This is a genomic window from Streptomyces sp. NPDC059564, assembly GCF_042735575.1.
In the GTDB taxonomy this organism is placed as follows: Bacteria; Actinomycetota; Actinomycetes; order Streptomycetales; family Streptomycetaceae; genus Streptomyces.
The window spans coordinates 1-19,871 of the sequence record NZ_JBHWBP010000083.1 but is presented as its reverse complement, the minus strand read 5'-3'; the positions used below and the strand labels follow the sequence as shown (position 1 = coordinate 19,871).

General features: G+C 72.6%; 16 protein-coding genes and 1 pseudogene. 13 read left to right on the top strand and 4 right to left on the bottom strand.

Annotated features, from left to right (window positions below):
• The first annotated feature begins 116 nt into the window (after positions 1–116).
• From ACFV0Q_RS16870 to ACFV0Q_RS16825, 10 genes are all read left to right on the top strand, one after another.
• Complete coding sequence (locus ACFV0Q_RS16870) at positions 117–1,031, top strand: N-acetylneuraminate synthase family protein (RefSeq protein WP_385005953.1); 915 nt, start codon at positions 117–119, stop codon at positions 1,029–1,031.
• A gap of 41 nt (positions 1,032–1,072) precedes the next feature.
• Positions 1,073–2,251 carry a hypothetical protein gene (locus ACFV0Q_RS16865; RefSeq protein WP_385005940.1) on the top strand — a complete coding sequence of 393 codons (1,179 nt, stop codon included), beginning with the start codon at positions 1,073–1,075 and terminating at the stop codon, positions 2,249–2,251.
• 137 nt (positions 2,252–2,388) lie between these two features.
• Positions 2,389–3,633, top strand: coding sequence for an amidohydrolase (locus tag ACFV0Q_RS16860; protein ID WP_385005951.1), 1,245 nt, complete (start codon positions 2,389–2,391; stop codon positions 3,631–3,633).
• A 243-nt stretch (positions 3,634–3,876) separates the two neighbouring features.
• Entirely contained in the window at positions 3,877–4,944 is a 1,068-nt protein-coding gene (locus ACFV0Q_RS16855; RefSeq protein WP_385005938.1) for a BMP family protein, read from the top strand.
• A 201-nt stretch (positions 4,945–5,145) separates the two neighbouring features.
• Positions 5,146–6,843: an ABC transporter ATP-binding protein gene (locus ACFV0Q_RS16850; protein ID WP_385005936.1), complete on the top strand. Its 1,698-nt coding sequence runs from the start codon at positions 5,146–5,148 to the stop codon at positions 6,841–6,843.
• Entirely contained in the window at positions 6,840–7,955 is a 1,116-nt protein-coding gene (locus ACFV0Q_RS16845; RefSeq protein WP_385005934.1) for an ABC transporter permease, read from the top strand. The genes ACFV0Q_RS16850 and ACFV0Q_RS16845 overlap by 4 nt, the downstream gene beginning before the upstream one ends.
• Positions 7,952–9,217, top strand: coding sequence for an ABC transporter permease (locus ACFV0Q_RS16840; protein WP_385005931.1), 1,266 nt, complete (start codon positions 7,952–7,954; stop codon positions 9,215–9,217). The genes ACFV0Q_RS16845 and ACFV0Q_RS16840 overlap by 4 nt, the downstream gene beginning before the upstream one ends.
• Complete coding sequence (locus ACFV0Q_RS16835) at positions 9,214–9,615, top strand: cytidine deaminase (RefSeq protein ID WP_385005929.1); 402 nt, start codon at positions 9,214–9,216, stop codon at positions 9,613–9,615. The genes ACFV0Q_RS16840 and ACFV0Q_RS16835 overlap by 4 nt, the downstream gene beginning before the upstream one ends.
• Positions 9,616–9,719: 104 nt before the next feature.
• A complete protein-coding gene (locus ACFV0Q_RS16830) occupies positions 9,720–10,997 on the top strand; it encodes a thymidine phosphorylase (RefSeq protein WP_385005927.1) in 1,278 nt (425 codons plus the stop codon).
• Positions 10,998–11,133: 136 nt separating this feature from the next.
• Positions 11,134–11,469: an STAS domain-containing protein gene (locus tag ACFV0Q_RS16825; protein ID WP_385005925.1), complete on the top strand. Its 336-nt coding sequence runs from the start codon at positions 11,134–11,136 to the stop codon at positions 11,467–11,469.
• Here ACFV0Q_RS16825 and ACFV0Q_RS16820 read toward each other — a convergent pair.
• From ACFV0Q_RS16820 to ACFV0Q_RS16810, 3 genes are all read right to left on the bottom strand, one after another.
• Positions 11,365–12,369: a sigma-70 family RNA polymerase sigma factor gene (locus ACFV0Q_RS16820; protein ID WP_385005923.1), complete on the bottom strand. Its 1,005-nt coding sequence runs from the start codon at positions 12,367–12,369 to the stop codon at positions 11,365–11,367. The genes ACFV0Q_RS16825 and ACFV0Q_RS16820 overlap by 105 nt on opposite strands.
• A 90-nt stretch (positions 12,370–12,459) precedes the next feature.
• Positions 12,460–13,176 carry a L,D-transpeptidase family protein gene (locus ACFV0Q_RS16815; RefSeq protein ID WP_385005921.1) on the bottom strand — a complete coding sequence of 239 codons (717 nt, stop codon included), beginning with the start codon at positions 13,174–13,176 and terminating at the stop codon, positions 12,460–12,462.
• A gap of 206 nt (positions 13,177–13,382) precedes the next feature.
• Entirely contained in the window at positions 13,383–14,672 is a 1,290-nt protein-coding gene (locus tag ACFV0Q_RS16810) for an MFS transporter (RefSeq protein WP_385005919.1), read from the bottom strand.
• A gap of 119 nt (positions 14,673–14,791) precedes the next feature.
• Between ACFV0Q_RS16810 and ACFV0Q_RS16805 the strand changes: the two genes are divergently transcribed.
• Positions 14,792–15,709 (top strand): LysR family transcriptional regulator, encoded by a 918-nt coding sequence (locus ACFV0Q_RS16805; RefSeq protein ID WP_385005917.1) that lies wholly within the window; start codon positions 14,792–14,794, stop codon positions 15,707–15,709.
• Positions 15,710–15,812: 103 nt separating this feature from the next.
• Here the strand turns inward: ACFV0Q_RS16805 and ACFV0Q_RS16800 are convergent, their stop codons facing one another.
• The gene (locus tag ACFV0Q_RS16800) at positions 15,813–16,895 is read right to left on the bottom strand and encodes a LuxR C-terminal-related transcriptional regulator (RefSeq protein WP_385005915.1); all 1,083 of its coding nucleotides are present in this window, start codon (positions 16,893–16,895) and stop codon (positions 15,813–15,815) included.
• A gap of 177 nt (positions 16,896–17,072) precedes the next feature.
• Here ACFV0Q_RS16800 and ACFV0Q_RS16795 point away from each other — a divergent pair, with 177 nt between their 5' ends.
• Together ACFV0Q_RS16795 and ACFV0Q_RS16790 are read left to right on the top strand one after the other, a co-directional pair.
• Positions 17,073–18,377 (top strand): ATP-grasp domain-containing protein, encoded by a 1,305-nt coding sequence (locus tag ACFV0Q_RS16795; protein ID WP_385005913.1) that lies wholly within the window; start codon positions 17,073–17,075, stop codon positions 18,375–18,377.
• Positions 18,364–19,855 (top strand): annotated as a pseudogene (locus ACFV0Q_RS16790) (CehA/McbA family metallohydrolase). The gene ACFV0Q_RS16795 and the pseudogene ACFV0Q_RS16790 overlap by 14 nt, the downstream one beginning before the upstream one ends.
• The last annotated feature ends 16 nt before the right edge of the window (positions 19,856–19,871 follow it).

Genomic DNA, 19,871 nt, shown 5'->3' with positions numbered 1-19,871 from the left:
TCGACGACCCCCACGACCTGGCCCGCGCCCGCCTCCTCGCCCCCCTCTTCGACCCGGCCCAGGCCCACCCCGCACCCCCCGCCACCACCCCCACCGAACGAAGGAAACGCCCCGCCATGACCGACGTCACCGCCAACTCCCGCCTGCGCACCTTCGGTTCCCGGACCGCCGGCCCCGGACAGCCGGTCTACGTCGTCGGCGAGATCGGCATCAACCACAACGGCGACCTCGGCACCGCGTTCGCGCTCATCGACGCCGCCGCCGACGCGGGCTGCGACGCCGTCAAGTTCCAGAAGCGCACCCCGGAGATCTGCACCCCGCGCGACCAGTGGGACATCGAGCGCGACACCCCCTGGGGCCGGATGACCTACATCGACTACCGCCACCGCGTCGAGTTCGGCGAGGCCGACTACCTGGCCATCGACGAACACTGCGCGCGCCGCGGCATCGCCTGGTTCGCCTCCCCGTGGGACACCGAGGCCGTCGCCTTCCTGGAGAAGTTCGACCTCCCCGCCCACAAGGTGGCCTCCGCCTCGCTGACCGACGACGAACTCCTGCGGGCCCTGCGCGCCACCGGCCGCACCGTCGTCCTGTCGACCGGCATGTCCACCCCGAAGCAGATCCGGCACGCCGTCGAGGTGCTCGGCAGCGACAACATCCTGCTCTGCCACGCCACTTCGACGTACCCGGCCAAGGCCGAGGAGCTCAACCTGCGCGTCATCAACACGCTCCAGGAGGAGTACCCGAACGTCCCGATCGGCTACTCCGGCCACGAGACGGGCCTGCAGACCACCCTCGCCGCGGTCGCCCTCGGCGCCACCTTCGTCGAGCGCCACATCACCCTCGACCGCGCGATGTGGGGCTCCGACCAGGCCGCCTCCGTCGAACCCGGCGGCCTCGCCCGCCTCGTGCGCGACATCCGCACCATCGAGACCGCCCTCGGCGACGGCGTCAAGCGGGTCTACGAGTCCGAGCTCGGCCCCATGAAGAAGCTCCGCCGCGTCCAGGGCCAGGCCCCGGCAGCGGTCTGATCCCGGCCCCACCCCTCCTCCTCCGAGAGCGGAGACACGTGGTGAACTCTCCCGCCCCCACCCTGGCCCTCGTCGAGAGCCCGGTCCAGCTGCTCAACGTGCTGGAGTGGGCCCACGCCCAGGCCGGCGCTCCGGCCCGCGCCCCCCACGGGCGCGGACCGCTGCTGCCCGCCGTCCCGAGCCAGCCCGGCCCCCTCGCCGGCCGCAGGCCGCAGGACGGGCCGTTCGGGCAGGCCGGGCCGGAGGCCGGACGGCCGCACATCATCGTCCTGCCGCCCACCGACCCGATGTCCCGCGGACAGCTGCGCCGGGTCGCGGGCATCGCCCGCGACGAGGGCCACAGCGTCCACTGGCAGGAGGCCCGGGGCGGCTCCGGCAGCCCGCTGGGAGCGCTGGCCGCGCTCGGTGCGGCCGTGCGCCGGGCCGAGCGGATCGTGGTCGGCGACCCGTTCTCCCGCCTCGTGCAGCTGCTGCTGGTCCCGGCCCGGGCCGCCGAGCTGGTCGTCGTGGACGACGGCACCGCCACCATGGAGTTCATGGCGCAGCTCGGGCGCGGGGAGCGGCTGCGCCGCTGGCACCGCACCGGCGGCGGGGCCCTGTCCCGGGTGCGCGAGCTCGTGTACGCCCCGGTGTCGGGGACGGCCCGGCGGCGGCTGACGCCGCGCGGCGGGCGGGTCATGGAGGTCTTCACCTCGATGCCGGTCGCCCCGCTGCCCGGGATGGAGCTGCGCGTCAACGACTTCGCCTGGACCCGCTCCCGCTTCGGCCCGCCGCGGATCACCAAGGGCACCGACCTGGTCGGCACCTCCCTGGTGGAGACCGGGGTGGTGGATCCGGCCCGCTACCTGGACGCGGTCCGCGCCCTGACCCGGGAGCACGGAGTGACCCGCTACTTCGCGCACCGCCGGGAGTCCCCGGAGAAGCTGCGCGCGCTGAGCGAGGCGACCGGGCTGGAGATCGTACGTCCGGACCTGCCGCTGGAGCTGATCGCCCGGCGCGGACCGGTCGGACGTACGATCGTCAGCTTTCCGTCCACGGTCGTCCACACGCTGCCCTACGCGCTGACCGGAACCGGCGTGACCGTCGCCGTATGCGATATCGACCCGGCCTGGCTCACCGCCGCGGCCTCGCCCCGGGCCCGCAGTTTCCTCGCGGGCGTCACCGACACCGCCCGCGATGTGCGCAGACTCCCCGCTCAGGCGGCTCCCGCGGCCGGATGAGCGGGCGAGTGTACCCCCGGCCGCATACGGTCATGCGTCCAGAGGCCGGGTTTCTTTCCCCTAACGGCATGAACTTTTGGTGATCTCCGGCCAGTTGAGCCATCCGTGCGCCTACCCTTCAACGGGTGAACCAGTTGATGTCCCGCGAGTCCCAGACCGCCCTGCCCGGCACGCCCGACCGGCCCGAGCTGCCCGGCAAGCTTCCGGACCACCTGCGTGCCGAACTGATCGCCTTCCGACGGGACTTGCACATGCATCCCGAGCTAGGACACCAGGAGTTCCGCACGACGGCGGCGATCAAGGCCCGGCTGGAAAAGGCCGGCCTGCGCCCACGCGTGCTGAAGTCCGGCACCGGGCTGATCTGTGACGTCGGGACCTGGGACCGGGAACGGCCGATGCTGGCCCTGCGCGCGGACATCGACGCCCTGCCGATCCCGGACGCCAAGACGCACGTCGCGTACCGCTCCACCGTTCCGGACCGCGCCCACGCCTGCGGCCACGACGTGCACACGGCCGTCGTCCTCGGGGCGGGCCTGGTGCTCGCCGACCTCGACCGCCAGGGGCTGCTGCCCCGCCCGGTGCGGCTGCTGTTCCAGCCCGCCGAGGAGGTGCTCCCGGGCGGGGCGAGCGACGCCATCGAGTCCGGGGTGCTGGACGGCGTCGGCCGGATCATCGCGGTGCACTGCGACCCCCGCGTCGACGCGGGCCGGATCGGGCTGCGGCCCGGAGCGATCACCTCGGCCTGCGACCGCCTGGAGGTCAGCCTCTCCGGCTCCGGCGGCCACACCGCCCGCCCGCACCTGACCACCGACCTGGTGACGGCCGCCGCCCGGGTCGCCGTGGACGTCCCGGCCCTGCTGACCCGGCGGATGGACGCCCGCTCGGGCATGTCCGTCACCTGGGGCCGGATCGAGGCGGGGCACGCCTGCAACGTCATCCCGATGCACGCGGAGCTGTCCGGCACCGTGCGGTGCCTCGACCTGAACGCCTGGTACGAGGCCCCCGACATGATCCACGCGGCGATCGACGAGGTCGCCACGATGCACGGGGCCAAGTTCGAGATCAACCACGTGCGCGGGGTCCCGCCGGTGGTCAACGACCCGGTGGTCACCGAACTGCTCCGCGAGGCGATGGGCGCCCGCCGCGGGGCCGCCTCGGTCGAGGACACCGAGCAGAGCCTGGGCGGGGAGGACTTCTCCTGGTACCTGGAGCACGTCCCCGGAGCCATGGCCCGCCTGGGCGTCCGGCGGCCCGGCGACACCGCCAAGCGGGACCTGCACCGGGGCGACTTCGACGTGGACGAGAGCGCGATCGGCGTCGGCGTGGAGTTCTTCACGGCGGCGGCCCTGCTCGACGGCCGCCGCGGGGGAGCGGTCCGCTAGAGCGCCGGGCGGCAAGGCCGGGGCAAAGTCCGTACCGGAACCGCCGGTCCGCTGGTTCGGCTGTCCAGCCCTTGGTACACAAGGGCTGGACACCGGTACAGTTACCGATCGGTCACTGTCCGGTTCGCGACGATCCGATAACGACTCATGAACGGGCCTTTAACTGACATCTACGCGCGTTACGATCGCCGCTAAACCAGCGCCGGTCGTGGCGCTTCGGTCAGGTTTTGAAGGAGCCTCCCCTTGCGCCGGATCACCAGGATCGCCACCGTGGGCATCGCGTCCGCGGCGCTGGCCCTCTCGGCCACCGCCTGTGGCGGAAAGAAGTCCTCGGACGCCTCGTCGTCGTCCTCCTCGTCCTCGGAGACGAAGAGCGCCGGCGCCGCAATCGCCTACGACGTCGGTGGCCGCGGCGACCAGTCGTTCAACGACGCCGCCTACGCGGGCCTGGAGAAGGCCGCGAAGGACCTCAAGGTCACGACCGCCGAGGCGGAGCCCACCGAGGGGGAGAGCGAGGCCGACAAGGTCCAGCGCCTCACCGAGCTGGCGCGCAAGGGCAACAACCCGGTCATCGGCGTCGGCTTCTCCTACGCCCCGGCCATCGAGAAGGTCGCGAAGAAGTTCCCGAACACCACGTTCGGCATCATCGACGACACCTCGAAGACCGGCGCGAACATCGCCAACCTGGTCTTCAACGAGGAGCAGGGCTCCTACCTGGCCGGCGTCGCCGCCGCCAAGGCGTCCAAGACCGGCACGGTCGGCTTCATCGGCGGCGTCGAGGTTCCGCTGATCAAGAAGTTCCAGGCGGGCTTCGAGCAGGGCGTCAAGGACACCAACCCGAACGCCAAGGTGCTGTCGGCCTACCTGACCCAGCCGCCGGACTTCTCGGGCTTCGCCAAGCCCGACCTCGGCAAGGCCACCGCCAAGGGCCAGCTCGACGGCGGCGCCGACGTGATCTACGCCGCCGCCGGTCTCGCGGGCTCGGGCGCCATCGAGGCCGCCTCCAGCGCGGGCAAGTGGGCCATCGGTGTCGACTCCGACCAGTACAACCAGCCCGGTCTGGCGAAGTACAAGGACCGCATCCTGACCTCCGTCACCAAGGACGTCTCCCTCGCGGTCTACGACCTGATCAAGTCGGTCAAGGACGGCAAGCCGGAGTCCGGCGAGGTCCGTTACGGCCTGGACAAGAACGGCGTCGGCCTGGCCGACTCCAACCCGCAGTACAAGTCGATGGCCGACATCACCGCCGCGGTGGAGAAGGCCAAGGCCGAGATCATCGCGAAGAAGATCAACGTCAAGACCGCGCCGTAAGGCCCTTGTCTGACGCCTAGTCGCGGTCTTCGGGGTCCGGAAGCGGTCAACCCGCTCCCGGACCCCGAACCGCGTCTTCGCCACCAGTCCGTGCGAACTTGTGGCCAGTTGGCCGCAAGTTTTCACTTTCGACAGTGCTACGCGCGTAGAGGCATCGTGGACGCGATACCTTCTCTCCCCCGCCCTGTCCCCCCTGCCAACTTGGCTTTCCAGCTCCTTCCGCGCCAAGGAGAGTGCGTCATCAACGCGTCCAGCCCCCCTCTCGCCGTAGAACTGCACGGCATCACCAAGCGTTTCCCCGGCGTCGTCGCCAACAAGGACATCGCCATCTCCGTCCGCAAGGGCACGGTCCACGCCCTCATCGGTGAGAACGGTGCCGGCAAGTCGACCCTGATGAAGATCCTCTACGGCATGCAGAAGCCGGACGAGGGCACCATCGCCATCGACGGGGAGCAGGTCTCCTTCAACAACCCCGGCGAGGCCATCGCCCGCGGCATCGGCATGGTGCACCAGCACTTCATGCTGGCCGACAACCTCACCGTCCTGGAGAACGTCGTCCTCGGCGGCGAGAAGCTCTACGGCATCGGTGCCAAGGCCCGCAAGAAGATCATGGAGATCTCGGACGCGTACGGCCTCGGCGCGCGCCCCGACGCCCTGATCGAGGACCTCGGTGTCGCCGACCGCCAGCGCGTGGAGATCCTCAAGGTCCTCTACCGCGGCGCGAAGACGCTCATCCTCGACGAGCCCACCGCCGTGCTCGTGCCGCAGGAAGTGGACGCGCTCTTCGACAACCTGCGTGAGCTCAAGGCCGAGGGCCTGACCGTCATCTTCATCTCGCACAAGCTGGGCGAGGTGCTGAAGGTCGCCGACGACATCACCGTCATCCGCCGCGGCACCACGGTCGGCACCGCCGACCCGAAGACGGCCACGACCAAGCAGCTCGCCGAGCTCATGGTCGGCACCGAGCTGCCCTCGCCGGAGACCCGCGAGTCCACGGTGACCACGACCCCGATGCTCAAGGTCGAGAGCCTGACCGTCGCCGAGTCCGGCACCGTCACCACCCCCGAGACCTCCACCCCGGTCCTGGGCGACTCCGACACCGACCTGCGCGAGGCCCCGGTCGCCGGCCGCCTCCTGCTCGACGGGATCGGCTTCACCATCCACAAGGGCGAGATCCTCGGCATCGCCGGCGTCGAGGGCAACGGCCAGACGGAGCTGATCGAGGCCCTCATGGGCATGATCACTCCCGACGCGGGCGTCATCACCCTCGACGGCGCCGACATCACCAAGATGGCGGTCCGCAAGCGCCGCGAGGGCGGCATCGGTTACATCCCCGAGGACCGCCACCGGCACGGCCTGCTCCTGGAGTCCCCCCTCTGGGAGAACCGCATCCTCGGCCACGTCACCGAGAAGCCCAACTCCAAGGGCGGCATCCTCGACCTGAAGGCCGCCCGCAAGGACACCGAGCGGATCGTGCGCGAGTACGACGTCCGCACCCCCGGCATCGACGTCACCGCGGCCTCCCTGTCCGGCGGCAACCAGCAGAAGCTGATCGTCGGCCGCGAGATGAGCCACAACCCGAAGTTCCTGATCGCCGCGCACCCCACCCGTGGTGTGGACGTCGGCGCGCAGGCGCAGATCTGGGACGCCATCCGCGAGGCCCGTCGCGAGGGCCTGGCCGTGCTCCTGATCTCGGCCGACCTGGACGAGCTGATCGGCCTGTCCGACACCCTGCGCGTCATCTACCGCGGTCGCCTGGTCGCGGACGCCGACCCTGCGACGATCACTCCCGAGGAGCTCGGCACCGCCATGACCGGCGCCGCCAGCGGGCACCTCGAAGCCCAAGACGACAACTCCGCCGGGGTCGACGGCGACGCCACGGAGGACGAGGCCCGATGAAGAAGTTCGACAAGGACCGGCTGCTCCTCGCAGCCGCCGGACCGGTGCTCGCACTGGTCAGCGCCCTGGTGCTGACCATGATCGTGCTGGCCGCTTCGGGCGTGGACCCGATCGACCCGCTGCGGATCATGATCGAGCAGGCGGGTTACGAGGACATCCAGGTCCTGATCATCAATCAGGCCGGCATCTACTTCCTGGCAGCCCTGGCCGTCGCCATCGGCTTCCGGATGAACCTCTTCAACATCGGCGTCGACGGCCAGTACCGTCTCGCGGCGATGGTCTCCGCCGTGGTCGGCGCCTCGGTCTCGCTGCCCGGACCGCTGCACGTCCTGCTGATCGTGCTCGTCGCCATGGCGACCGGCGCCTTCTGGTCCGGTATCGCGGGCATCCTCAAGGCCCGTCGTGGCGTGAGCGAGGTCGTCTCCACGATCATGCTCAACGCCATCGCGACCTCGCTGATCGCCTGGCTGATCCTGCCGAAGAACCTCGGCGTGCAGCCGGCCGGCTCGAACGACCTGACCACCGGTGACATCCCGGAGTCCGGCTGGTTCCCGGCCCTGTCCCTGCCCGGCGGCGACATCTACGGCTTCACCTTCGTCGCCTTCGTGCTCGGCGTCGTCTACTGGTTCGTGCTCAACCGGACCCGCTTCGGCTTCGACCTGCGCGCCTCCGGCGCCAGCGAGTCCGCCGCGCAGGCCTCCGGCGTCGAGCCCAAGAAGATGATCATGACTGCGATGCTCATCTCGGGCGCGGTCGCCGGTCTGACCGGCATGCCGCTGCTGCTGGGCGAGTCGCACACGTACAACCTGTCCTTCCCGCTGGGTGTCGGCTTCACCGGCATCACCGTCGCTCTGCTCGGCCGCAACAACCCGATCGGCATCTTCTTCTCGGCCTTCCTGATCGCCTTCATCGACAAGGCGTCCGCCGGTCTCGACACCGAGGGCTACGCCAAGGAGATCGGCACGATCATGCAGGGCCTGATCGTGATCGCGGTCGTCGTCAGCTACGAGCTCGTCCGCCGCTACGGCATCCGCCGCCAGCAGCAGAAGGTCGGCGAAGAGCTGGCCGCCGGCCACGCCCTCAAGACCGACAACAAGGAGGTCGCGGCGTGAGCACCAGCACCGTTTCCGCGACGAGCGCCGCGCCCAAGAAGGGCGGCGGCCGCCGCAAGCTCACCCTGCCCTGGATCCTGCTGATGATCGCGGGAGGCCTCGCACTGGTCTCGGTCGTCCGGCTGATCTCCGGAGCCAACGACCTGACCTCCATCGGCCAGGTCTCCGGCGCCCTCCAGCTCGCGGTGCCGATCGCCCTCGCGGGCCTCGGCGGCCTGTGGGCCGAGCGCGCGGGCGTGGTCAACATCGGCCTCGAAGGCATGATGATCCTCGGAACCTGGTTCGGCGCCTGGGCCGGCTACCAGTGGGGTCCGTGGACCGGTGTCCTCGTCGGCATCATCGGTGGCGCGATCGGCGGCCTGCTGCACGCGCTCATCACCGTGACCTTCAACGTGAACCACATCGTCTCCGGTGTGGCGATCAACATCCTGGCCGTCGGCTTCACCCAGTACCTGTCGAACTTCACCTTCGACAAGACCCCGGGCGGCTCCTCCAAGCAGTCCCCGCGCATCGATCCGATCACCGAGATCACGATCCCGGGGCTCTCGGACTGGATGGCGACCCTCCAGGGCAAGCACTGGTTCCTGATCTCGGACGCCGCCGGCCTCATCGGCGGTCTGGTCACCGACCTCTCGCTGCTGACCGTCGTCGCGGTGCTCCTGGTCCCCGCCACCTGGTGGGTGCTGTGGCGCACGGCCTTCGGCCTGCGACTGCGCTCCTGCGGTGAGAACCCGATCGCCGCGGAGTCCCTCGGCGTCAACGTCTACAAGTACAAGTACATCGCGGTGATCGTCTCCGGCGGGATGGCCGGCCTCGGCGGCGCCTTCCTCGCGATCGTCTCCACCGGCATCTACCAGGAGGGCCAGACCGGCGGCCGCGGCTACATCGGTCTCGCCGCGATGATCTTCGGTAACTGGATGCCGGGCGGCATGGCCCTCGGCTCGGGCCTCTTCGGCTTCACCTACAGCCTCCGCCTGCGCGGCGGCGCCGAGAACGTCCACGCGATGCTGCTGCTCCTGGCGATCCTGCTGGTGCTCGTCGTCGTCTGGCAGCTGTACAAGAAGAAGCACCTCCAGGCCGGCATCGCGGCGGTCTGCGCCGCCGGGCTCTTCATCTGGTACGCGCTCACCGACCAGGTGCCGAGCCAGTTCGTCGACGCCGCCCCGTACCTGACCACGCTGCTCGTGCTCGCCCTGTCGGCGCAGCGCCTGCGCATGCCCAAGGCGGACGGCATGCCGTACCGCAAGGGCCAGGGCAAGTGACCGCGGACCAGCCGGTCGTGGACTGGGAAGCCCTGCGGACGGCCGCCCGGGACGCGATGACCCGGGCGTACGCCCCCTACTCGGGCTTCCCGGTCGGCGTGGCCGCGCGGGTCGACGACGGCCGGGTCGTGACCGGCTGCAACGTCGAGAACGCCAGCTACGGGCTCGGCCTGTGCGCCGAGTGCGGCCTGGTCTCCTCCCTCCAGGCCACCGGCGGCGGCCGTCTCACCCACTTCACGTGCGTGGACGGCAAGGGCGAGATCCTCGTCCCCTGCGGGCGCTGCCGCCAGCTGCTGTACGAGTTCGGCGGCCCGGAACTGCTGGTGGAGACCCCCGACGGGATCCTCCCGCTGAGCGCGATGCTGCCCCAGGCCTTCGGGCCCGACCACCTGAGATAGCCGTGCCGACGGCCCTCCGCCCCTGCCGGGCGGAGGGCCGTCCCGCTTGAAACCCAATGAACTCCCTCCCCCTCATCTCTATGCGCGTAGAAGGAAGTCACCTCATGGACGTCATCTCCGTCATCCGGACCAAGCGGGACCGCGGTGAGCTGAGCCCCGAGCAGATCGACTGGGTCATCGACGCGTACACCCGCGGGGTCGTCGCGGACGAGCAGATGTCGGCGCTGGCCATGGCCATCCTGCTCAACGGCATGAACCGGGCCGAGATCGCCCGCTGGACCGCCGCGATGATCGCCTCCGGCGAGCGGATGAACTTCGACTCCCTCTCCCGCCCGACCGCCGACAAGCACTCCACCGGCGGCGTCGGCGACAAGATCACCCTCCCGCTGGCCCCGCTCGTCGCCGCCTGCGGCGCGGCCGTGCCGCAGCTCTCCGGCCGCGGCCTCGGCCACACCGGCGGCACCCTGGACAAGCTGGAGTCCATCCCCGGCTGGCGCGCGCTGCTGTCCAACGAGGAGATGCTGCACGTCCTCGACACCACCGGCGCCGTCATCTGCGCGGCGGGCGACGGCCTGGCCCCGGCCGACAAGAAGCTGTACGCCCTGCGCGACGTCACCGGCACCGTCGAGGCCATCCCGCTCATCGCCTCCTCGATCATGTCGAAGAAGATCGCCGAGGGTACGGGCTCGCTCGTCCTGGACGTCAAGGTCGGCAGCGGCGCCTTCATGAAGAACATCGAGGACGCCCGCGAGCTGGCCTCCACGATGGTGGCCCTGGGCACCGACAGCGGCGTCAAGACGATCGCCCTGCTCACCGACATGTCCACCCCGCTCGGCCTCACCGCGGGCAACGCCCTGGAGATCCGCGAGTCCGTCGAGGTCCTGGCCGGCGGCGGCCCCTCCGACGTGGTCGAGCTGACCCTGGCCCTGGCCCGGGAGATGCTGGACGCGGCGGGCATCAAGGACGCCGACCCGGAGAAGGCCCTGGCCGACGGCTCCGCGATGGACGTGTGGCGCCGGATGATCTCCGCCCAGGGCGGCGACCCGGACGCGGCCCTGCCGGTGGCCCGCGAGCAGCACGTGGTCACCGCCTCCGCCTCGGGCGTCCTGACCCGCCTCGACGCGTACGCCGTCGGCGTCGGCGCCTGGCGCCTGGGCGCGGGCCGCGCCCGCAAGGAGGACCCGGTCCAGGCGGGCGCGGGCATCGAGCTCCACGCCAAGCCGGGCGACACCGTCACCGCCGGCCAGCCGCTGATGACCCTCCACACGGACACCCCGGAGAAGTTCGACTACGCGCTGGCCTCCCTGGAGGGCTCCTACGACGTGGCCCCGGCCGGCACCGCCTTCTCGGCGACCCCGATCGTCCTGGACCGCATCGCCTGACCCGCGGTTTCCCTTTCGGGTGAACGGGACCGGCGGACTTCCGCCGGTCCCGTTCGCCGTGCCGGGACCGGTGCCGGCCCCTTGACGGGACCGCCCGGCGCCGATGAGTTCCGGGTGGTGGGGGAGTCACCCCCTCGTGGAGATCACCCGACTCGTGCTGCCCGGGCCCAGTCCCGCCGAACAGGACGTGGCGCCGTTGTGCGCGCGCCTCGCCCGGCTCTACGACGGCGGGGCCGGCGCGGTGGTGTGCGACGCCGCCGCCGTGACCGCGCCGGGGCTGGCCGCCGTCGAGGTGCTGGCCCGGCTGCGGCTGGCCGCCCGGGGCCGGCCCCTGCGGGTGACCGGCGTCGGCCCCGCGTACCGCGCCCTACTCGGCCTCGTAGGTCTCGTCGAGCTGCTCGGGGAGGCCGAAGAGGGGGAACCAGCGGGCGGTGTCGAGGAAGGCGTTGAGGCCGGTGATCCGGCCGTCTGAGATCTCCAGGACCTGTAGCGCCCACGGCGTGTGCCCCTTCCCGGAGGCCGCCGGGCGGTACTGGCCGAACGCCGGCATGCCGTTCGCCGTCGTCGGGACCAGGCGCGAGCCCTTGCAGCCGATGCCCTGGTTGAGGTGCCAGGCCGCGATGTCCTCGTGGCCCCGCAGCCACAGGTCGAACGGCGGCATCGACAGCACCGCGTCCTCGTGCAGCAGGGCGGTGAGCCGGGTGATGTCGTAGGCCTCGAAGGCGGACAGGTACCGCTCCAGCAGCTTCGCCTGCCCGGCGTCCAGCGGGTCCGCCGGATCGCTGTCGCGCAGCCCCGAACCGGCGAGGGTGGCCCGCGCCCGCTGGAGGGCGCTGTTGACCGACGCCACGGTGGTCTCCAGGAGCTGCGCGACCTCGTCCGCCTTCCAGGCCAGCACCTCCCGCAGGATCAGCACCGCCCGCTGCTTCGCCGGCAGGTGCTGGAGGGCCGCTACGAAGGCCAGCCGGACGGACTCCTTGGCCAGGGCCGCCTCCGCCGGGTCGGCGGTCTGCGGCAGCACCCGGCCGTCGGGCACCGGCTCCAGCCAGGTCACCTCGGGCCGCTCGTTGAGCACGGCGGAGGACTGGTGCTGCGGGGCACTGAGGTCCATCGGGCGGGCCCGCTTGTTCCCCGCGTTCAGCAGGTCCAGGCAGACGTTGGTGGCGATCCGGTACAGCCAGGAGCGCAGCGAGGAGCGGCCCTCGAACTTCCCGTAGGCCCGCCAGGCGCGGACGTACGTGTCCTGCACCGCGTCCTCGGCGTCGAAGGCCGAGCCGAGCATCCGGTAGCAATAGCCGGTCAGCTCCACGCGGTAGCGCTCCATCGCGGAGTCGAGGTCCGGGTCCGGTGATGTCGTCGCCAGGTCGCTCATGGTGTCGCCCCCAGGTAGTTCCGTCTCCTTCGGAAACTACCCGAGGGGTCCGACAACGGCAGCCGCGACCGCCGGGCCCGTCAGGTCACGTCAGGTCCCGGGCTTGCGCCCGTACACGTAGACGTCCTCGCCGTTGCCCAGCATGTTCCAGTACGCCTTGGCGTCGACCGTCGTCATGTTCACGCAGCCGCCCGAACCCGGCGGGTTCCACATGCTCTTGGTGACCGAGTGGAAGGCGATGCCGCCGTCGAAGAACTGCGCGTACGGCATCGCGACGTCGTAGATCGTCGACCAGTGGTCGATGCTGCGGTAGTAGATCTTCTTCAGGCCGGTCCGCGTCGGGGTCTCGGCCTTGCCGGTGCGCACCGCCACCGGTCCGTACTTCAGCGCCGTGCCGTCCTGGATCCAGCTGAGCTGGCGGGTCAGGTCGACGCAGGCGATCCGCCCCAGGTTCGTCGGGCACTTGCCCTCGGCGTTCGGGTTCTTGCCCGCCGCCCGCTGCGCGAGCATCGTGCTCATGGTCTGCCAGGTCAGCGGACCCGCGTACCCCATGGTCGGGGTGATCCCGTGGGTGGCCTGGAAGGACTGGATGGCGGCGCAGTCGGCGGCCGACTGCACCCCGTCCACCGGCCGTCCCAGGAACTGCTCGACCTGCCGCTGGTACGGCCCCGTCGTCACGTTGCAGGAGACGGCGGTGGCGGCCCGCGCCGTTCCGCCCCCCGCGACCACCATCGGCACGGCCATCGCCATCGCCCCGCCGAACACCACCGCGGCACGCCGTAGCGCGCGCACGCGTATCCCCGCCATCCGGTCCTCCCCTGCCCCGCCCCGGCGTCCGGGGGCCCCGTGCCCCGCGAACGCGGCGAGCCGCTACGCGGAGCGTAGGGTCTGCTGCTGCATCCGTCAGGGGGTCCGGCAGGGTGGAGTGGAAGCGCACGGGGCGGCGCACGGGCCGCCGGCCCGGCCAGGGGCCCGTGCGCCGGGCGGCGGGACGGCGCGCGCCCGGCGATGGATCAGCGGGCCGCCGCGGTGCGGTGCGGCAGCTGCCGCGCCCGGGCCACCCGGGCCGCGTGGGAGCCGTAGAGGGTGATCGAGGCGACGCCCACCACCGCCAGCAGCGCGATGCCGACCGTGGCCGCCCACCCGGAGGCGTGGTACGCCAGCGCGCCCAGGGTGCCGCCCGCGCTGGAGCCGAGGTAGTACGCGGACTGGTAGAGCGCGGAGGCCTGCGCCCGGCCCGAGGTCGCGGTCCGGCTCACCGCCGCCGAGGCAACCGCGTGCCCGGCGAAGAAGCCCGCCGTGATCAGCACCAGCCCCGCCAGGATCGCGGCGAGGGAGTCGGAGAGGGACAGCAGCAGACCCAGCGCGGTGGTGGTCACCGCGAGGTACAGCGCCCCGCGCCGGCCCGTGCGCGCCACCAGCTGCCCGGCGGCCGCCGAGGAGACCGTACCCACCAGGTAGACCAGGAAGATCGACCCGATCACGCCCTGCCCCAGCGAGAACGGCTCGTCCACCAGCCGGTAGCCGATGACCGTGTACACGGCCCCGAAGACGGTCATGAACAGCGCGCCGATCCCGTAGAGCCGCAGCAGCAGCGGATCGCGCAGGTGCCCGGCGACCGTACGTCCCACCGCGCGCGGGTTCAGCGACGCCGGCCGGAAGAACCGCGCCCGGGGCAGCAGCACCAGGAAGGCCACCGCACAGGCCAGCGCCATCAGCCCCACGGTCAGCAGCCCGGCCCGCCAGCCCCACAGCTGCGCCGCCCAGCCCGTCACGATGCGGCCGCTCATGCCGCCGATGGAATTGCCCGCCACGAACAGGCCGATCGCGCCGACCAGGGCCCGGGGCTTGACCTCCTCCGCCAGGTACGCCATCGCGGAGGCGGGGATCCCGGCGATCGCCGCACCCTGCACCGCGCGCAGCACGACCAGCGACTCCAGGCTCGGTGCGAACGGCACCAGCAGGCCGACGCCGACGGCGATCACCATCGACCAGGTCATCATCCGGGTCCGGCCGAACCGCTCGGACAGCGCGCTCAGCGGCAGCACGAACAGCGCGAGCGCGCCGGTGGCCGCGGACACCGTCCAGCTGGCCTGACCCGCCGTCACGCCGAAGCCGGCGGAGACCGCGGGCAGCAGCGCCTGGGTGGAGTAGAGGAGGGCGAAGGTCGCGAGACCGGCGGCGAAGAGCGCGAGGCTCATCCGGCGGTAGCCGGGGCGGCCGGGGGAGAGGGCTTCGGGCTGCGGGAACGACGGGGTGAAGGCACCTGAGGTGACAGGTGCCCCGGTATGAGCGGGAGGCATACGTCGAAGGTAGGCCCCTGTTTTTCATGCGTCCAATGCACAGAATCGCGATAATCGATCCACTCACGCATCACCACAGCTCAGGGGCGTACATGTCAACGAACCGTTACGAAGAAGACATGGCCGTGACACGTCTGCTGGCCCCGCGCCTCGCGTACTTCACGGCCGTCGCCCGGCACGAGCACGTCACCCGCGCCGCGCACGAGCTGGGCGTACCGCAGTCCACCCTGTCCCGGGCGATGGTCCGCCTCGAACAGGACCTGGGCGTCACGCTGTTCGCCCGCAAGGGCCGCACCGTCTCCCTCACCACGGCCGGCCGCACCTTCCTGGCCTCCGCCGAACAGGCCCTGGACGGCATCGCCCGCGCCGCCGGATCCGTCCAGGACGACGCCGACCCCTCCTTCGGCAAGGTCGCGTTCGGCTTCCTGCACACGCTGGGGCCCGAGACCGTACCCGGCCTGATCCGCGCCTTCCGGGCCGACCATCCGCGCGTACGGTTCTCCCTCGTCCAGAACTACGGCGAGGCCATGCTGGAGAAGCTCCGCGCCGGGGAACTCGACCTGTGCCTGACCTCGCCCCTGCCCGACGCCCCCGACCTGGTGACGCGCCGGCTCGACGAGCAGCGGCTGCGCCTGGTCGTCCCGGACGACCACCGCCTCGCCGTGCGCAAGCGGATCCGGCTCGCCGAGGCCGCCGAGGAAACCTTCGTCACCCTGGAGGCGGGCTACGGCCTGCGCCGCATCACCGACGACCTGTGCGCGGAGGCGGGCTTCACCCCGAAGGTCGCCTTCGAGGGCGAGGAGGCCGAAACCCTGCGCGGGCTGGTCGCGGCGGGCCTGGGGGTGGCCCTGCTCCCACCGCCCGCCGTACCCCGGCCCGGCGTGGTGGAGCTGACGGTGACGGCCCCGCGCGCGGTCCGCCAGATCGGCGTGGCCTGGCTGGACGGCCACCCCGACACCCCACCGGTAGCGGAGTTCAAACGCTTCCTCCTGTCCCGCCGGGGGCGCCTCATCCCGGAACTGGAGTCACCGATGTAGGGGCGCGCCGAGCCCGTTCCGGACGCCGTCCGGCAAAATCCAGCCCCGCCGGCGATTGAGGCGCGGGGTCTGGGGCGGAGCCCCAGGTCCGGGCGCAGCCCGGCTAAACCCCCGGCCCGGGCTCCGGCTCCGCCGGAACGGCCGCGGCGAGCAAGTACCCGGCCTGAAAACGGGACTTGGCCCCCACGGCCCGCATGACCTCCGCGATGTGCCGCTGACACGTCCGCTCCGACATCCCCAGCCTCCGCGCGATCACCTTGTCCTCCAGCCCCTCGGAGAGCAACCGCACGATCGTCTGCCGCAGCTCGTCCGAGAGCGACCGCGCCGCCTCCGGACTCACCGTCGTCGGGAACGGCCGCGCCCCCAGCCACGACCGTTCGAACGCCGCCGTCATGAAGTGCACGACGCTCGGCTCCCGCACGACCAGCGCCGCCCCGGTCCGGTCCGGCACGGCCATCAGCCCGGTCCGCTGGTCGAAGATCAGCATCCGCATCAGCCCGTCGCCCAGCGTCCGCACCTGCGCGCCGAGCGCCGTCACCCGCTCGACGTACGCCGCGGTCGGCCGCGAGTAGCGCGCCGTGTGCTGGTAGATCGTCCGCATCCGGACCCCGCGCGCCAGCAGCGACTCGTCCCGCCCGACCGCCTCCTCCAGCGTCTCCTGCGGCCGCCCGCCGCCCGGCTGCGAGGTCAGCAGCTCCTGCTCGCACCCCGCCACCAGCTCGGCGATCAGCCCCCGCACCGCCCCCAGGTCCGTCACCAGCTCCAGCCGGCCGGCCCCGCTCAGGTCCCGGTGCGCGGCCCCCGCCTCGTACGCGGGCACCAGCGCCTCCAGCCGCCCCCGCAGCCGGTCCATCTCGTCGTGCGTCTCCCGTACGAGCAGCGCCAGCGGGGCCAGCGCCCGGGACGCCGCCGCCCGGGGCGCCACCGCGCTCCACCGTTCCGGGCCGGGGCCCGCGGCCCGCTGGAGCAGGTGGGCGGCGGCCAGCTCGGTGATGGCGGCGCCCGCCCGGGCGCCGAGCGCCGAGGTGGCCTCGGCCGCGGTGAAGGCCTGCCGCTCCACCGCGTACGCGTACAGGCGCCGCGCGGCGGGACTCAGCTCACCCTCGCGCCCCGCGGTGATGCGGTCGACTCCGTCCACTCGCTCGACACCGTCGACGCGGTCGACTCCCTCGGCTTCGGCTGGCATATGCCTATTGGTCCCTGTGTGTGCCCATTCGTAAACCCCTCGTGTTCCCGCAAGGCGGCAACTCGACGCCTGAACGGCGGCTTCCGGCATATGCCGAACCGGCACAGTGGAGGCACGGCGTGACGGGGGGAGCGCGGTATGCCGCACGGGACGACGACCAGCTCACGGCTCCAGCCCGTGGCAGTTCTGCTCAGCCCGCGCTCCGCCGAGGTTGCCGCCGCCCGCCGTGCGGGCGCGCGCGCCGTGGTGGTCGCGCCGGGTCCATCGGTGCCATCCGACCGTGAGGGGGCGGAGCGGCGGGTACGGACGGACTGGCGCGACCACCGCCGCCTGATCGGGGCCGTCGGCCGACTGGCGGCGGTCCGCCACGGCCGGGCCTGCGTCTTCGGGTTCGGCCCCGCCGCGGCCCTGGCCGCCGCCCGCGCCAACGAGGCCCTCGGCCTGCCCGGCACCCCGGCCGCCGCCATCACCGCCCTCATGGACAAGGCCGCCCTGCGCGCCCGCTCCAACACCCTGCACGCCACCAGGCCGGTCTCCTTCGCCCGCTGCGGCCGGGCCGGCCTGATCCCGTTCCTCACCGCCCTCATCGGCTACCCCTGCGTCATCAAGCCCCGCGCGGGCACGGACGGCGAGGGAGTCCGCCTGGTCCGCGACCCCGCCGAGGCGGAGGCCGCCGCGCTCGACTACCCCGAGGTCACCGACCTCCTGGTGGAGGAGTTCCTGGAGGGTCCGGAACTCACCGTCGCGACCCTCTCCCACCAGGGCCGCCACCGCACCCTCGGCTGGACCCGCCGCCTCCCCACCCCGGCCCTCGCCCCCGCCCCGGCCTCCGGCCCGCGTCACCCGGGCCGCCCGCAGCACCTTGCCGCCCTCGGGTACGACGTGCCCGTCGTCCTGGACGCCGGGACCGCCGAGGCCGTACGGGCGCTCGTCCGCGGGGTGCTCGACCTGGCCGGCCATCACGACGGTCCCTCCCACGTCGAGGTCGTGCTCACCCCGTACGGCCCCCGCCTGGTCGAGGCCCACGCACGCCCCGGGGCCGAGGAGTTCACCGAGCTGCTCCGGCTCGCCCACGGCACCGACGTGCTCGGGCTGACCTTCGCCGCCGCCCTCGGCCTGCCCGCGCCCGTCCGCAAGCCGCCCGTCACCGCCCACGCGGGCCTGCGCTACGTCGACTTCCCGCCCGGCTGCCGCCTCGACGGCCTCGCCGTCGCCCTCGCCGCCGCCCGCGCCCTCCCCGGCGTGGCCCGCGTCCAGCTGGAGGTCCCCCCGGACGCCACCGTCCGCCACGCCCCCACCGGGGCCCTCCACCACGCCTACGTCCTCGCCACCGGCCCGACCCGGCACGCCCTCGCCCGCAGCCTGGACCGCGCGACCGCCCTGCTCCGCGCACCGGCGCCACCCGCCCCGGAGGAGCCCCACACACCGAATCCACGCGGGATTCACATCCCCCGGCCACGCTCGGGGCATGGCGATGACTAGACGCGATCTGCTGGCAAGCGGCGCGGCCGCAGCCGCCGCACCCCACGCCCCCTCAGCCCCCACCGACACCGGCACCCCGGGGGCTCCCGACACCAGAACCCTGCGCGGCACCATCCCGCCGGGCGCCCCCGACTACGTCGAGGTCCCCCTGGACGTCCCCCCGGGCGTACGGGAGTTGCGCATCGCGTACACCTACCAGAAGCCCCCCGTACCGCCCGGCACCCCCGGCAACGCCCTCGACATCGGCATCTTCGACCCGCACGGCACCGCCCTCGGCGGCCGCGGCTTCCGGGGCTGGTCCGGCGGCGCCCGCGCCGAGTTCTTCCTGCGCACCGACGAGGCCACCCCCGGCTACCTCCCCGGCCCGATCGCCGAAGGCCGCTGGCACCTGCTGCTCGGCCCGTACACGGTGGCCCCGCAAGGACTCCCGTACGAGATCACCGCGACGTTCTCCTACGGCCCGCCCGCCCCGGCAGCCCCCCGCCGCTACCCGCCCCGGCGCGCACGCGGCCGCGGCCGCGCCTGGTACCGCGGCGACTGCCACATCCACTCCGTGCACTCCGACGGACGCCGCACCCCGGCCGAGATAGCCGGGCTCGCCCGTGCGGCGGGCCTGGACTTCATCAACTCCTCCGAGCACAACACCCACTCCGCGCACACCGCCTGGGCCGACGCCGTCCCCCCGGAGCTCCTGGTCCTCACCGGCGAGGAGATCACCACCCGCACCGGCCACGTCCTCGCCGTCGGCACCGACCCCGGCACCTTCGTCGACTGGCGCTACCGGGCCCGCGACGACCGCTTCGGCCGGTTCGCCCGCGCGATCCGGGGCGCCGGCGGCCTGGTCGTCCCCGCCCACCCGCACGCCACCTGCGTCGGCTGCGCCTGGAAGTTCGGCTTCGGCGAGGCCGACGCGGTGGAGGTCTGGAACGGCCCCTGGACCCCGGACGACGAGGTCTCGCTCGCCTCCTGGGACGCGACCCTGCGCGCCGCGCGCGGCGACCGCTGGCTCCCGGCCGTCGCGAACAGCGACTACCACCGCGACCCCGACCGGGTCGGCTCACCGCAGACCGTGGTCCTGGCCGAGGACCTGACCCGCGAGGCGGTCCTGGCGGGCCTGCGCTCCGGCCGGTCCTACGCCGCCGAGTCCGACCGGGTCACCGTCGCCTTCGACGCGGTGACCGGGCGCGGCGCCCACGCGGGCATCGGCGAGCGACTGCGCGCCGACGGCCCGGACGCGGAGGTGCTGGTGCGGCTGTCGGCGACCGGATCCGGCGCCGAGGGCTGCGAGCTGCGGCTGGTGACCGACCAGGGGGTGGTCTTCACCGCCCCGGCCGCCCCGGCCGGTACGGCGCCCGCCCCGCTGGAGTGGCGCACCTCCCCGGCGCGCTCCGCCTACGTCAGGGCCGAGGTCCGCCACCCGGCGGCCGCCGGGCGCCCCGGCCGCCCTCACCAACCCGATCTTCCTCGGCACGGACTGACCGCACGCCCCGGCCC